The following is a 14,974-nucleotide window of genomic DNA, read 5'->3' as shown; positions in this document are numbered from 1 at the left end:
AGATGCCCGACAACACTCAGAGCTTCAACCGCTACTCCTACTGCATAAACAATCCTCTGAAATATACGGATCCGAGTGGGGAACTATTCGGAATAGACGATTTGTTCGCGTGCGTTATTGGCGGCACAATAAATTTGGCAGTCAATTTGTTTGAGGGTAATGTTAAGAATATTTGGCATGGTGCTGCTTTGTTTGCAGCAGGTGCTGCGGCAGGAGAATGTGCATTGTATGGACAAGTTGGACTTAGTGCCATTGCTGTCGGTGCTGGTAATAGCATTATAAACCAAGGTTTTACGAATGGGTGGAGTAATATTGATTGGGGACAAGTAGGCATATCGGGAACCATGTCGCTGATAACATCTGCTATTGGAGGACAGATAGGAGGTTATTTTGCGAAACCATTAGGAGTTCTTACATCGAACATCCCAAACACTGTCTTAAGGAATGTTGCATATTATTCATTATGCAATTCTTCTGCCGGATTTATATTAGGAACAGGTTTCAGTTTGATTAATGGAAATGAAGGAGGAATTGGTGGTGCCTTAAAGTCTGGTCTTGAAAGTGCCGGAATGGGGCTCGTAACCGGTGCGATAAGTGGATTTGGTTCTGGAATACAAGAACAGAGATTACAAAAAACATTAAGTATCCAATATGACATAAACAAGATACAGCCTGAAGATATAGCAAGACAGGTCTTGACTTCCCCTGAGACACCATTTGGCTCTGGTACAAATAGCGTGTATATCGGAAGAGATGCTAATGGTAATGTCAGATATGTAGGAATCACAGAACGCAATCCGCAATTAAGATTTAACGAACACTTAAACTCTGGGGCAGAAAGGTCAAATCTGCGCTTTGATGTTGTAAATGGTACTGGAGCATTAAGTCGCATTCAGGCAAGAATAATTGAGCAGCGTCTTATCAATATATATGGATTGGGAAAAAACGGAGGACAACTTTATAATAAAATAAATTCAATTTCTCCTGACAATTGGTATAAATATGGTATAATTCAATAATAATCAAATATATGCAAAAACAAATAGTAACAAAGATCGGCAATATCTTCTGCGTAGAAATGGATGACAAGCACAAGAGATTCTTCCAGTATGTGGCTAATGACTTGTCACAACTAAACAGTTCTGTCATCAGGGTATTTAAAAGAAAATACCCTATGGACTATGTGCCTGACATGGATGAGATAGTAAATGATGAAGTGGATTTCTATGCTCATACTGTATTGAGTGCGGGAATAAGGGCTAATACATGGTATAAAGTTGGGAAACATAAGGATGTTGGTGATACAGAGCATATCATGTTTAGGTTATATAGTGAAGGGAATATTAGTCACTTGACTAAATCATATAGATGGTACGTCTGGTATATTAATAAAGAATTTGTTAGAATTGGAGAAATGACGGATGAATACAGACATCTGGATATTGGTCATGTTTACCCATACAGTTATATAAAAGCAAGAATTGAAACTGGCAAATATCCATGCCATGAATTAGAGTGAGAATATATGCAAAAACGAATAGTAACAAAAATCGGCAATATCTTTTGCGTTGAAATTGATGACAAGAACAAGAGATTCTTCCAGTATGTGGCCAATGACTTGTCACAACTAAACAGTTCTGTCATCAGGGTATTTAAAAGAAAATACCCTATGGACTATGTGCCTGACATGGATGAGATAGTAAATGATGAAGTGGATTTCTATGCTCATACAGTATTGAGTGCGGGAATAAGGGCTAATACATGGTATAAAGTTGGGAAACATAAGGATGTTGGTGATACAGAGCATATTATGTTCAAATTATTTGATGAAGGAAATATAAGCCATTTGACAAAATCATACAGATGGTACGTTTGGTATATTAATAAAGAATATGTGGACATTGGAGAAATGACCGATGAATATCGACAATTGGATTTAGGACTTGTTATTTCTTATGACCAAATAGCTGCAAAAATAAAGACAGGTGAATTTACTATGAAAATGTTGGACTAAATATTTGGACAATCATTATTCCTGTCAGCAGAGGATACTGACGTCAAGTGCGACATCTGGGGCCGACAGTGCTGAGGAACACCATAGGCTTCCTACGTGGCTATACAGGGCACGAGATGCTTCCGGAGTTCAACCTCATAAATATGAACGGTAGGGTCTACGACCCCGTCCTCGGCCGCTTCCTCAGCCCGGATAACTACGTCCAGATGCCCGACAACACTCAGAGCTTCAACCGCTACTCCTACTGCATAAACAATCCCCTGAAATATACGGATCCGAGCGGGGAATTCTGGAACCTTATCTTCGGCGCTGCCTTTGGAGGAATTTTCAACTGGATGACCCACGGCTTCCTGTTCAATGCCAAGGGACTCGGTTATTTTGCCACAGGAGCCCTTGCCGGAGCCACCGGCGCAGGAATAGCCGGAGGAATGAATGTCTCCATGGCTGGCGGCGGTTTCTGGGCAGGAGCCGCAGGACTTGCAAACGGCGTATCCTCCACGGGCTTCATTGCGGGCGCGGCAACAGGGGCAAGCGCAGGATTCTCCGCAGGCATCATTTCCGGTGCGGGAAATTCCTGGGTTGACGGTCACAGTTTCGGAACAGGTCTTCTTGCCGGTCTGTCATCAGGTTTCGGCGGAGCATTGTCAGGAGGTATCTCAGGTGGTCTTTCCGGTGGTTTCGACGCTTTGGACAAAGGCACGAACTTCTGGACGGGAAAGGCTAATATCAGCACAGCTGGCGCATATTCTGTTTGTGGAGATATTCCTTCTGATATAGAAATTGGTAAAATTACAATTACAGGAAAATATGTAGGAACATACCAAAATGTGAATGTGTACGAAAGTAAGAGATTAGGAAGTATAGAAAACACTTTCAGTGCTGTTACTGTTCCTGAACGTGGAATCATAGCTGCTGAAGGCGTATTCACAAGTGTAGCAGAAGCGGGACGCGCCATGATGCAGCACGAGTTCGGGCATATTCTGCAATATCGCAAGATTGGAGCAGCTGCATATTGGCATGTGATCGCGCCGGAAAGCTTTGCCAGCATCACGTTATATCCTTCCGGACATGATAATTTCTGGACGGAGACATGGGCGAATTATTTGTCTAAAGGATATTTTGGGAAAGAATGGATTGGTAAAGGACCTGGATTTTATTATCCGGTTAAAAACATAAGTAATTTCAACTTATTTAGAATTAATTCTGCAATATTACTTGGCAAGATGACTTTTCGTCCTCGCGGAATTTTATAAAGACAACATCAATGTGCACTAAAAATACATAAATATGGATACAATAAAAAAAATATATATACAAATAGGAACAATAGCAGTAATCCTTTCCTTGATTTACTCTTGCATACCAACAATGTGTGCATATTATAGACATAATGTCTTGTTTAGAAATTGCACTTATGATACTCTTTTTATAGCTGGTTCACATATAAATAATATAGATAGTATTGAAGGACTATTGTTTCCTCATTATAACTCTCAATGTAATGATATTGATACAGCAGAGATTTATTTATGGGACAATTCAAATTCACGTAAGTTATTTGTATATCCAGATTCTTTATGCTCTGTTGACTCCAATTATCTGTATCAAGGTAGTGGCACATATTACTTTTTCCTGATCAAATGGAGAGACGCTAAACGATATTCATGGAATGATATACGAACTAAAAAGCTATATCGCAAATGGGTAGTCAAAAAAGATGAAAATGGTGAATTTGACAGAAATATAAGATACCAAAATTAGGAAAATCTCTAATCAGCGATGAAAGAAAGGAATACAAATAAAATAAGAGACAGCAGCTGAATTTATCCCCGTTTGGAATAATCTGCGTTGTGATACGTCCCTCACCTACAATCCCGACATGGAGTGCTGGCAGAGCACGCTGAGCGTAAACGGCGAGGAGAAGCGCGTGATAACCGATTCCGACGACTACGAGCGCATAGAGGAAAACGGCGTGACACGCGAGTTCTACTATCTCGGAGGCAACATAATCCTTGTGCGTCAGACCGGAAAGGACGACATCCTCTGCCATGCCATAACGGACAATCAGGGCAGCATCCTCTGCATAGTCAACGAGAAAGGCGGGAAACTCTTCGAGGCTCTCTATGACGCATGGGGCAAACAGACTGTGCTGATGAACACCATAGGTTTCCTACGTGGCTATACTGGGCACGAGATGCTTCCGGAGTTCAACCTCATAAATATGAACGGCAGGGTCTACGACCCCGTACTCGGACGCTTCCTCAGCCCGGACAACTACGTCCAGATGCCCGACAACACGCAGAGTTTCAACCGCTACTCCTACTGCATAAACAATCCCCTGAAATATACGGATCCGAGCGGGGAATTCTGGCATCTTGTCTTCGGCGCTGCCTTTGGAGGAATTTTCAACTGGATGACCCACGGCTTCCAGTTCAATGCCAAGGGACTCGGTTATTTCGCCACAGGAGCCCTTGCCGGAGCCACCGGCGCAGGAATAGCCGGTGGAATGAATGTCGCCATGGCGGGCGGCAGTTTCTGGGCAGGAGCCGCAGGACTTGCGAACGGCGTATCCTCCACAGGCTTCATTGCAGGTGCGGCAACAGGGGCAAGCGCAGGATTTTCCGCAGGCCTCATTTCCGGTGCAGGAAATGCATGGGTTGACGGTCACAATTTCGGAACAGGTCTTCTTGCCGGTCTGTCATCAGGTTTCGGCGGAGCATTGTCAGGAGGTATCTCAGGTGGTCTTTCCGGTGGTTTCGACGCTTTGGACAAAGGCACGAACTTCTGGACGGGAAAGGCTAATATCAGCACAGCTGGCGCATATTCTGTTTGTGGAGATATTCCTTCTGATATAGAAATTGGTAAAATTACAATTACAGGAAAATATGTAGGAACATACCAAAATGTGAATGTGTACGAAAGTAAGAGATTAGGAAGTATAGAAAACACTTTCAGTGCTGTTACTGTTCCTGAACGTGGAATCATAGCTGCTGAAGGCGTATTCACAAGTGGAGCAGAAGCGGGACGCGCCATGATGCAGCACGAGTTCGGGCATATTCTGCAATATCGCAAGATTGGAGCAGCTGCATATTGGCATGTGATCGCGCCGGAAAGCTTTGCCAGCATCACGTTATATCCTTCCGGACATGATAATTTCTGGACGGAGACATGGGCTAACTATTTATCTCAAGGGTATTTTGGAGGAGCATGGCTTGGAGGAGACAAATTTGGGTATCCTGCCCAAAACATTAGTGTATTCAATGCAACAAGAATAGCTGCCACAAAAATGTATGGGAAATATACATCAAAGTTGTTACCGTTTATATTTTTCTAAATAACAAATTGATTTCATGAGGTATATAAAAAAATTATGTATGGGTTTGGGGGGAGCCATTGTGTCTATATTTTCATCTTGCACATTTCCACCCTATAGTAGAACCAATGTGGAACTCAACAATTGCACAGATGATACACTATTCATAGGCATATCTTTTTGTGATGACTTTGACCGCATAGAATGTATTGTACATTCTGGAGAAAATAGAAATCCTATTAGTACATTTGATACTGCAACCATTTTTATTGATAGGGATAAAGTTATCAAGCGGTATGCTTTTATATACCCAGACTCACCATGCTATATACATATTAACACTCATCTATATAATAATAACGATACCTTTTATTTTTTCTTAGTAAAAAAGGGAGACGTAATTAAATGCCTTTGGGATGAGATTCGTTCCAAAAAGTTATATCGCAAATGTATTGTCACAAAAGATAAAAACGGTGAATTTGATAGAAATATAAGATACCAAGATTAGGAAAAGTATTAATCCACAATGAAAGCAAGTAATACAAACAACATACGAGACAGCAGCCAAACTTATCTCTGCTTGGGATAATCTGCGTTATTATATGTCCTTGACCTACAGTCCTGCTATGGAACGCTGGCAGAGCACCTTAAGCATTGACAATAAAGAAGTTCTCCGTATAGTCTACCATGAATTACAGGATGTGGAATCTCTGTTTTTAGAATAAAATTTTAAGATTTAATGAAAGGCAACATCTACATAAAAAAAAGTATAACGATGAAAATGTTGTAATATACATTCATTTTCAAGGAGAAAATGCAGTCAGACAGATAGAGGTGTACCCTGACAACATTATAAAGTTATCTGAAGAACAGCCTATTTGCGGTGACACTTTTTTATATGACCAAGACTTTTCGGATATAGTGTGGGATTCCGAGGATTTCATTACAGAGAAGGAGTTTAACCAAATATGGAATAAAAACAATAGTTAGATATATAAATCCACAATTATCACTGCACCGATAAACAACAAACAACATAAGAGCCTGACTGCCGGGATAAAAAGTGAAAAATCTTTGTGGAATTACAAAAATAAAATGTAACTTTGCACAAGACAAGCTACATCTAAGCAATACAGAGCAAGTTCCACTGCATTCTGTTTGGATCATCTTTTACACTGAAACATCCCCCCCCTATCGCTATGCAATATGTCAAAACAATAACCCTATTTGGTGCGACCCTTATAATTCTTTCAACAATATATTCTTGTGTGTATGATTATAAATGCTACGTAAGGTTCAAAAATTGTACACAGGATATACTATACATTGGAAACATTGCACATCCTAAAATAATGGACTCATTCTATTGCATAAAAAGAAATTAAATATTGAAACCAGTATGGAAGAACAACTATGTAAATGGATTCTGCGTATTGCTGAGCAGGAACAAGTGCCGCCAGACATCATCGCATTCAATTTTGGTATGTTTGAATCAGAAAACGGATATACAGTTTATCTGATTGGTTCGAAGGAATATGATGCCAATGATGATGATTGGACATGTAATGAGGATTTTGAACCGAAAGAAAAAGATTTGGAACTGTCATGCCAACATGTTAGAGATATGGCATGGGAAGAATTCCAAAATAGTGTTATACTAACAATAGCTGACTGCATTGGTAATGCAGATGAACATAGTGCTAAGTTATTTGGTAACAGAATAATCACAGCAGGCTTTGACGATGGAAATCTGACAAGAATCAAATAATCATTTACCAGATTTCAGACTCAAATTAATATGTGGTTCATTTGCCTTTAGCACAAGACAGAAAGAATTTATACAAACACTGTCATTCTATAAAACAATATTCCTTGTAAACCAGTCATAAATGAGCGGCTGAACTACAAGGAATATTGTTTTATAGAATATGTTACCATGACATGGCAGTTATCCACATCTGCCTTTCTGTATCACCAGAGAATGGCAAGTAACAGCAGAATATCATTTCAGTTTTGTGTAGCCATATCCGGAAACTCCGGCAAGCTCCTCCTCTATGCGTATCAGCTGGTTGTACTTGGCGATACGATCTGTACGGCTCATTGAACCGGTCTTAATCTGACCTGAATTGGTTGCCACGGCAATATCCGCAATGGTTGTATCTTCAGTCTCACCTGAACGATGGGAAGTGACGGTAGTGTAGCCATGACGGTGAGCCATTTCTATGGCATCAAGTGTTTCTGTCAGCGAACCTATCTGATTGACTTTTATAAGGATAGAATTAGCAGCTCCCATGGTGATGCCTTTCTGCAGGAACTTCACGTTTGTCACAAACAAGTCATCGCCAACCAACTGGCAACGGTCGCCTATCGCAGCCGTCATCTTAGTCCAATTCTCCCAATCATTCTCATCAAGACCGTCCTCAATAGAATCAATAGGATATTTTGTAATCAGTTCCTCAAGATACTTAATCTGCTCAGCAGCAGAGAGTTTCCTGCCGTTAGGGTCTTTCTTCTTGCCATTCTTCAACTGGCGGTAGTCATAGAACCATTCGCCATTCTCCTGTACGGCAAACTCCGAGGCAGCACAGTCCATGGCAATCTTGATGTCCTTGCCGGGCTCATAGCCTGCGTCCTTGATAGCCTGAATGATACTGTCAAGAGCGTCCTCTATTCCATTGAAAGCAGGAGCAAAACCGCCTTCATCACCTACGGCTGTAGACAAGCCACGCATCTTGAGCAACTTCGCCAACGCGTGGAACACCTCAGCACCCATACGCACAGCTTCCTTTATCGTAGGAGCACTTACCGGACGTATCATGAACTCCTGGAATGCGATAGGAGCATCAGAATGCGCACCGCCATTGATAATGTTCATCATCGGCACAGGCATTGTGTACGCGTTGCATCCCCCGATATAGCGGTAGAGAGGCAAATTCAACGCCTTTGCCGCAGCCTTTGCTGTTGCCAGAGAGACACCAAGTATAGCATTAGCACCAAGATTGCTTTTTGTCGGAGTTCCGTCCATATCAAGCATCTTGTGGTCTACAGCACGCTGGCACAGGGCGTTACAGCCTTTTAGTGCAGGAGCAATAATGTTGTTAACATTGTCAACTGCCTTCTGCACGCCCTTGCCCAAATAACGGTCCTTGTCACCGTCACGAAGCTCGAGAGCCTCATTCTCTCCTGTTGAAGCACCGGACGGCACTGAAGCACGTCCCATCACACCATTTTCGAGGGTCACTTCCACCTCAACTGTAGGGTTGCCTCGTGAATCGAGGATTTCCCTTGCATGAATTTTCTCAATCTTCATAGTCAATTGGTTTTAATAATGAACAATATTAAGCAACTATTGCAAATTAATTTTCAACAGTCACTTCTAAAAGAACATTTAAGCTATCTTCCCCTCTAAGATTCTTACAACGCTCTCTGACGCACGGCCTCAAACATAAGTATCGCTGCTGACACCGAGACATTCAGCGAATCAAGCTCGCCAAGCATAGGAATGCGTATGTGCGCATCCGCAGCCTCGCGCCATTGGGAGGTGAGCCCCGTTGACTCTGTTCCCATAACGATAGCTGTTCCCTGTGTCATCGGCGTGTCGTAATACAAGCGTGAATCCTGCAATTGGGCAGTAAGAATCTGTATGTCGTGCTGCTTCAGAAAGGATATGCAATCCTCAGACGTGCATGCCACTGTCGGCACTGTAAACACCGCACCTATGGAGGAGCGTATGAGGTTTGGGTTGAAAAGGTCTGTCAGAGGGTCACAGACTATCACCGCATCAGCCTTTGCTGCATCAGCACTGCGCAAGACAGCACCAAGATTGCCGGGCTTCTCCACACTTTCAAGGACAATCACCAGCGGATTCTCCGGCAAAGAAAGGTCTTCAAGAGTATTACAGCGCGTTCTTATTTCAGCTATAACACCCTCTGTACCACCGCGATAAGCTACTTTATCGTAAAGTGCCTTGCTTATATTCACACAAGGAATATCACGGCAACCATTAGGGAAAGATGCAAAGAAACCCTCAAGTTCATTTTCCCCCGCAACATCCGGACAGCAGTACAAAGTGGCAATCTCGTACCCTGCATTTATGCAATGTAACAATTCCCGTTGCCCCTCGACAACAAAAAGACCGCATGTCCTGCGTTCAGAACTTTTCTGCTGTAACAGGAGCAGATGCTTTATCCTTGGATTTTGTGCTGATGTTATTATTTCTTTTTGCATATCATATAATATTAAGCAGGGAAACAAAAAGCAATAAGCATACCGAACAGATTAGCGAGGACAAATCCTGCAAACCGTGGTATGCTTATATGTTGACGAAGTAATCTTCAGACCACATCCATCTGCCTATCAATAATTCACTTCTGGCTTTATCTCTCTTAACGAGACACTTCCAATACTTAGAATGGAAGGTCGTCAGTGCTGTCGCTTGACGCTGCCTGTGAGAATGGGTCAGCAGCAGGTGCAGCGGCAGGCTCTGCAAACGGTGGCATGTCACCTGCCACAGGAGCAGCATTGGCAACAATCTGGCGTACATCAAACGCACGGATACTGTTGAACCAGCGACCGTTATACTCACGAGCATCAATATCGAAAGATACATTGACTTCCTGACCTACCTGAATATTGAAACGCTGCAGACGATCCTCGCCAAACACGGAGAACACCATCTTGCGTGGGAAACTATCGTGTGTCTCTATAACAAAATCCTGTGCAGCCCATGTGCCGCGAGCACTCTCGCCGGTACGCTTTTCTGCAGCATAAATGACCTTACCTTGTAATTCCATAATCGATTCTTATATTTCTATTTGTACTTATTAAATTAATTCGGTTAGATTTCCTGAATTCGTTTGCGAAATTACTAAAATATTTTTAAAAGGGAGGGAAATTAATATCGTTTTTTTGTTTTATTATAAATAAATGCGTAAATTTGTACCTTGAAGAACAAAAAACAACAACTAAAAAAGCAAATATACAATCATGAGATTCACAGTTTCAAGCACAACCCTTAGCAGTCGGCTGAACACACTTTCAAAAGTAATAAACAGCAAGAACTCCATGCCTATTCTTGACTGCTTCCTTTTCGAGGTTCAGGATGGCGTGCTGGCAATAACAGCATCGGACAGCGAGAACACGATGAAGAGCAAAATCGCCCTTGACGAATATGACACAAACGGTGCTTTCTGCATCACAAACCGCACAATCCTTGATGCCATGAAGGAGCTTGCAGAGCAGCCTGTCACAATCGATGTCAACCTTGAGACGCTTCAGACCAAGATTGTCTACCTTAACGGTATGTACAACATCGTGTCACTCTCTGCTGAAGAATACCCACGCACCATTGCCATGCAGGATGATGCCGCTGTGATTACCATGCAGTCAAGCATCATCGCTGAGAACATTGCACGCTCTCTGTTCGCCACAGCACAGGATGAACTGCGCCCTGTGATGAACGCTATATATTTCGACCTCAAGCCGGACAGCCTTGCCATTGTTGCCAGCGACGGACACAAACTCGTGCGCAACCTCAATTTCACAGTAAAAAGCGAAGAGCCTGCATCATTCATCCTGCCAAAGAAACCGGCAACACTGCTCAGAAATGTCCTTGCAAAGGACGACTCTGAGGTCACGATAAAGTTTGACAACCGTAATGCGGAAATCTCTTACACAGACGGCACACTCATCTGCCGCCTGACCGAAGGACGCTACCCTAACTATGCAAGTGTGATTCCTCAGAACAACTCCAACAAGATGACAATCGACCGCAAGGTGCTGCTTGGTGCACTTAAGCGTGTCCTTCCTTTTGCAAGTGACGCAAGCCAGCTTGTACGCCTCCACATTGAAAGCGGAAGAATAGAAATCAGTTCTGAAGACATTGACTTCTCAACAAGTGCAAAGGAAGAGTCTATCTGTGAATATGATGGCATCCCTATGAACATCGGATTCAAAGGCACCACACTGACTGAGGTTCTTAACAACCTTGACAGTGAGGAAATCATCATGGAGCTTGCCGACCCTGCACGCGCCGGACTCATCATTCCTGCACAACAGCCTGAAAACGAGGACATCCTCATGCTTCTCATGCCAATGCTCCTTAACGATTAACACGAACAAAAAACGCAGAACAAATTGAGGCATAGCATTATCCATGCCTCATTACAATAACCATTTGACAAAGGAAATGCGACTGAACCTTACACGTCCGCTCATAATCTTTGACCTTGAGACAACAGGTCTTGATTTGGCTAAAGACAGAATAATTCAGATATCATATATAAAAGTTGAGATTGACGGGACAGAAAAGCCCGTCAATCTCTTTGTAAATCCACAGCAGCCTATACCGGCTCCGGTGCAACAGCTGACGAGCATCACTGACGACATGGTCAAGGATGCTCCGACATTCAAGCAGATAGCTTCACAACTGGAGGCTGAGTTCAAAGGATGTGACATCGCCGGATTCAATTCCAACAAGTTTGATGTCCCTCTGCTTGCCGAGGAATTCCTGCGCGCAGGCATAGATTTCGACTTTTCAAAGTCACGCCTTATCGATGCAAGCATCATCTTCCGAAAAATGGAGCGACGCAGCCTTGCCGCCGCTTACAAGTTCTATTGCGGAAGGAAGATGGAAGAAGACTTCCAGGCTCACCTTGCCGATCAGGACACCGCTGCCACATGGGCTGTCCTTCAAGGGCAGCTTGACATGTACGCTCCCGGAAAACAGGAAGAGGAGGAACGCCAGCTTGAGAACGACATGGACAAGATTGCGGAGTTCTGCAATGACCAACAGAATGTGGACTTTGCAGGACGTATCGTTTGGGCGGAGGCTGCTGATGCTGACGGAATAATAAAAAGGACTGAAGTCTGGAATTTCGGAAAATACAAAGGACAGTCCGTTGCCGCAACAATCAAGCGTGACCCGGGATATTTCTCTTGGGTTCTTGGCGGAGATTTCACACTCAACACAAAGCAAGTGCTCACACGCATCAGACTTCGAGAATTCCAAAACAGACAAAAATGAAACAACGACTTGCCATTCTTTTCCTTATCATTGCCAACTCCGTGCTATTTCCCCAAAAGCTCCTTGCACAGGAGTTGCAAGTGAAAGTGAACATCAACCATGCCCAGATTCAAGGCACGGACGCTTCTGTTTTCGATGATCTGAAGCAAGCAATGGAAGATTTCATGAACGGAAAACAATGGACAAGTCTTCAGTTTCAGAAAAACGAGCGCATACAATGTACGTTCAACATTACCTGCACAAAGTACGAAAAAGATGCAGGAACGTTCACATGCAGTGCGCTAATCCAAGCAAACCGCCCTGTCTACAATTCCTCCTACAACTCCACATTCTATAACAACAGTGACAAGAACTTCATATTCAAGTATATGCAGTTTGATCAACTGGATTTCAACGAAGAGAATGTTGACAACCAATTGACAGCACTGATGGCTTACTATGCCTACCTTATCATTGGCATGAACCTTGACACATTCTCACCGAAAGGAGGCGAAGAAGTCCTGCAAAAGTGCATGTACCTTGTCAACAACGCACAAACGCTGGAGTATCCCGGCTGGAAATCCTTTGAAGACGACAGGAACCGTTTTGCAATAATCAACGACTACCTTGACGGAGGAATGGAACCTCTGCGAATGTTCCAATACAACTACTACCGTAAAGGCTTTGACGAAATGGCAAACAATGCCGAACGCGGCAGGACAGAAATATCCTCTGCCATGCAACTCCTGCAGGAAGCGCACCAAAACAAGCCGCTCTCCATGCTGCCACAGATATGGACAGACTTCAAGAAGGATGAGTTCACAAGCATCTATAAGGGCAAAGGCACACAGAAAGAGAAGGAAGCTGTCTACAACATACTGTTCGGCATTAATGCATCCCTAAACAGCACTTGGGAGAAAATCAAGCAATAAGAACACCCCAAACAAAAGCAATCAGCCTTATATGATCACAAACTTATCCATAAACAACTTCACACTCATTGACTCGCTGGACATCGATTTCCAACGAGGTTTCTCTGTCATCACGGGAGAAACAGGCGCCGGAAAAAGCATTATCCTCGGAGCACTGTCAATGCTGCTGGGACACAGGGCAGATTCAAAATCGGTAAAGGCAGACACACAACGTTGCGTAATAGAGGCTCATTTCAACATTACGGGATATGGTCTTGAACCATTTTTCGAGAGAAACGACCTTGACTATGACAGCACAGACTGCATCCTGCGCCGCGAACTGACCGCTGCCGGCAAGTCGCGGGCATTCATCAACGACACTCCTGTGTCATTGGCTGTGCTCCGCGAACTGAGTGAAGGACTTGTGGACATTCACTCACAGCACCAGAACCTGTTGCTCCGTGATGCCGATTTCCAACTTTCCGTGGTGGACATCATTGCAAAAAACGACAAGGAACAGACTGCCTACAAAAAGGCATTCAAGGCATATACCGAGGCAAGGAAAAGGCTTGCTGAGATGCAAAAGCAGATGAACGAGGGGCGCGAGCAGGAAGATTTCATGCGCTTCCAACTGCAAGAACTTGACGATGCAGACCTCTCCGATGCCAACGAGCAGGAGGAATTGGAGAAACTCTCTGACAGTATGGAGCATTCGGAAGAGATAAAATCGGCACTATACTCTGCCACCGATGCCCTTAATGGCGATGTTGCAGGAGCTATACAGCAACTGAGGGTGGCAAGCAATGCCATAAACACAATATCATCCATATTCCCTTCCGTGCAGGAAGTGGCAGAACGACTGGACTCGGGGTACATAGAACTCAAAGACATCTCCGGCGAACTGTCTGCCCTGCTTGACCATGTAGACTTTGACCCACGGGAACAGGAACGCATCAATGACAGACTTGACCTGCTGTACACCCTCGAAAAGAAGCACCACTGCAATGACATACAATCATTAATGGCCATGCGTGACGACTTACGCGAACGCCTGTCACTTATCGACAACAGTGATGAGGCTGTCATGGAGCAGGAAAAGATTGTGCAGGAGACCAAGGAAAAGGCAGAAAAATGCGCCGCAGCACTGACATTGACAAGACAGAAAGCCGCAAAAATCGTGGAGACGGAAATGCACAAACGCCTTGTTCCTCTCGGCATACCAAAGGTGCAGTTCATCATAGACATCAAAGAAACCGAGCTCACCCCCTCCGGCAGCAATAGCGTGACATTCCTTTTCAGCGCAAACACAAGCACTGCAGTGCAGCCTGTCAGTCAGGTTGCTTCCGGTGGTGAGATAGCGCGTGTCATGCTGTCCCTTAAAGCAATGATTTCCAATGCCGTATCTTTGCCAACGATTATCTTCGACGAGATAGACACAGGCGTGTCGGGAAAGATAGCGGAGGCTATGGCTCACATCATGAAAGAGATGGGAGACTGTGGCAGACAAGTCATCTCTATTACCCACCTTCCACAGATTGCAGCCCTCGGAAGCGAGCACTACCGTGTGCAGAAAACCGAGACAGCGGAAGGCACGCGCACAAGAATGACACATCTCACACACGACGAGCGCATTCAGGAAATAGCACAGATGCTGTCAGGCTCATCCGTTTCCGAAGCTGCCATACTGCAAGCACGAGAACTTTTAGGATAAAATAAATAATCACCTCATAACA

The 14,974-nt window shown here is 43.8% G+C and carries 14 protein-coding genes; 11 read left to right on the top strand and 3 right to left on the bottom strand.

Annotation, left to right across the window (positions count from 1 at the left end):
• From E5358_RS14075 to E5358_RS14045, 7 genes are all read left to right on the top strand, one after another.
• On the top strand, nt 1-1,019 hold a 1,019-nt coding region (locus E5358_RS14075; RefSeq protein WP_277821324.1), incomplete at its 5' end, for a GIY-YIG nuclease family protein.
• An 11-nt stretch (nt 1,020-1,030) separates the two neighbouring features.
• A complete protein-coding gene (locus E5358_RS14070; protein WP_135940812.1) occupies nt 1,031-1,519 on the top strand; it encodes a hypothetical protein in 489 nt (162 codons plus the stop codon).
• A gap of 6 nt (nt 1,520-1,525) precedes the next feature.
• Nucleotides 1,526-2,014, top strand: coding sequence for an Imm26 family immunity protein (locus tag E5358_RS14065; protein WP_135940811.1), 489 nt, complete (start codon nt 1,526-1,528; stop codon nt 2,012-2,014).
• 47 nt (nt 2,015-2,061) lie between these two features.
• Nucleotides 2,062-3,267 carry an RHS repeat-associated core domain-containing protein gene (locus tag E5358_RS14060; protein WP_277821323.1) on the top strand — a complete coding sequence of 402 codons (1,206 nt, stop codon included), beginning with the start codon at nt 2,062-2,064 and terminating at the stop codon, nt 3,265-3,267.
• A gap of 34 nt (nt 3,268-3,301) precedes the next feature.
• A complete protein-coding gene (locus E5358_RS14055) occupies nt 3,302-3,775 on the top strand; it encodes a hypothetical protein (protein ID WP_135940810.1) in 474 nt (157 codons plus the stop codon).
• 118 nt (nt 3,776-3,893) lie between these two features.
• Nucleotides 3,894-5,348, top strand: a complete 1,455-nt coding sequence (locus tag E5358_RS14050; protein WP_135940809.1) for an RHS repeat domain-containing protein — start codon at nt 3,894-3,896, stop codon at nt 5,346-5,348.
• Nucleotides 5,349-6,726: 1,378 nt separating this feature from the next.
• Nucleotides 6,727-7,095 carry a hypothetical protein gene (locus tag E5358_RS14045; RefSeq protein ID WP_135940808.1) on the top strand — a complete coding sequence of 123 codons (369 nt, stop codon included), beginning with the start codon at nt 6,727-6,729 and terminating at the stop codon, nt 7,093-7,095.
• A 234-nt stretch (nt 7,096-7,329) separates the two neighbouring features.
• Here the strand turns inward: E5358_RS14045 and eno are convergent, their stop codons facing one another.
• The 3 genes from eno to E5358_RS14030 form a co-directional block, all read right to left on the bottom strand.
• A complete protein-coding gene (gene eno, locus E5358_RS14040; RefSeq protein ID WP_135940807.1) occupies nt 7,330-8,637 on the bottom strand; it encodes a phosphopyruvate hydratase in 1,308 nt (435 codons plus the stop codon).
• A 104-nt stretch (nt 8,638-8,741) separates the two neighbouring features.
• Entirely contained in the window at nt 8,742-9,554 is an 813-nt protein-coding gene (locus tag E5358_RS14035; protein ID WP_135940806.1) for a TrmH family RNA methyltransferase, read from the bottom strand.
• 179 nt (nt 9,555-9,733) lie between these two features.
• On the bottom strand, nt 9,734-10,120 hold the full coding sequence (locus E5358_RS14030; RefSeq protein WP_135940805.1) for a DUF3127 domain-containing protein: 387 nt from the start codon (nt 10,118-10,120) through the stop codon (nt 9,734-9,736).
• Between the two features lie 193 nt (nt 10,121-10,313).
• Here E5358_RS14030 and dnaN point away from each other — a divergent pair, with 193 nt between their 5' ends.
• From dnaN to recN, 4 genes are all read left to right on the top strand, one after another.
• Nucleotides 10,314-11,438 (top strand): DNA polymerase III subunit beta, encoded by a 1,125-nt coding sequence (gene dnaN / locus E5358_RS14025; protein ID WP_135940804.1) that lies wholly within the window; start codon nt 10,314-10,316, stop codon nt 11,436-11,438.
• Between the two features lie 76 nt (nt 11,439-11,514).
• Nucleotides 11,515-12,351 (top strand): 3'-5' exonuclease, encoded by an 837-nt coding sequence (locus E5358_RS14020; protein WP_135940814.1) that lies wholly within the window; start codon nt 11,515-11,517, stop codon nt 12,349-12,351.
• The gene (porD, locus tag E5358_RS14015; RefSeq protein WP_135940803.1) at nt 12,348-13,262 is read left to right on the top strand and encodes a type IX secretion system protein PorD; all 915 of its coding nucleotides are present in this window, start codon (nt 12,348-12,350) and stop codon (nt 13,260-13,262) included. Before E5358_RS14020 ends, porD begins: the two co-directional genes overlap by 4 nt.
• Before the next feature lie 31 nt (nt 13,263-13,293).
• On the top strand, nt 13,294-14,952 hold the full coding sequence (recN, locus tag E5358_RS14010; protein ID WP_135940802.1) for a DNA repair protein RecN: 1,659 nt from the start codon (nt 13,294-13,296) through the stop codon (nt 14,950-14,952).
• Nucleotides 14,953-14,974 lie beyond the last annotated feature (22 nt).

The organism is Palleniella muris, assembly GCF_004792655.1.
GTDB lineage: Bacteria > Bacteroidota > Bacteroidia > Bacteroidales > Bacteroidaceae > Prevotella > Prevotella muris_A.
The sequence above is the reverse complement of the archived record's forward strand: the minus strand, read 5'-3'. Positions and strand labels throughout refer to the sequence as shown.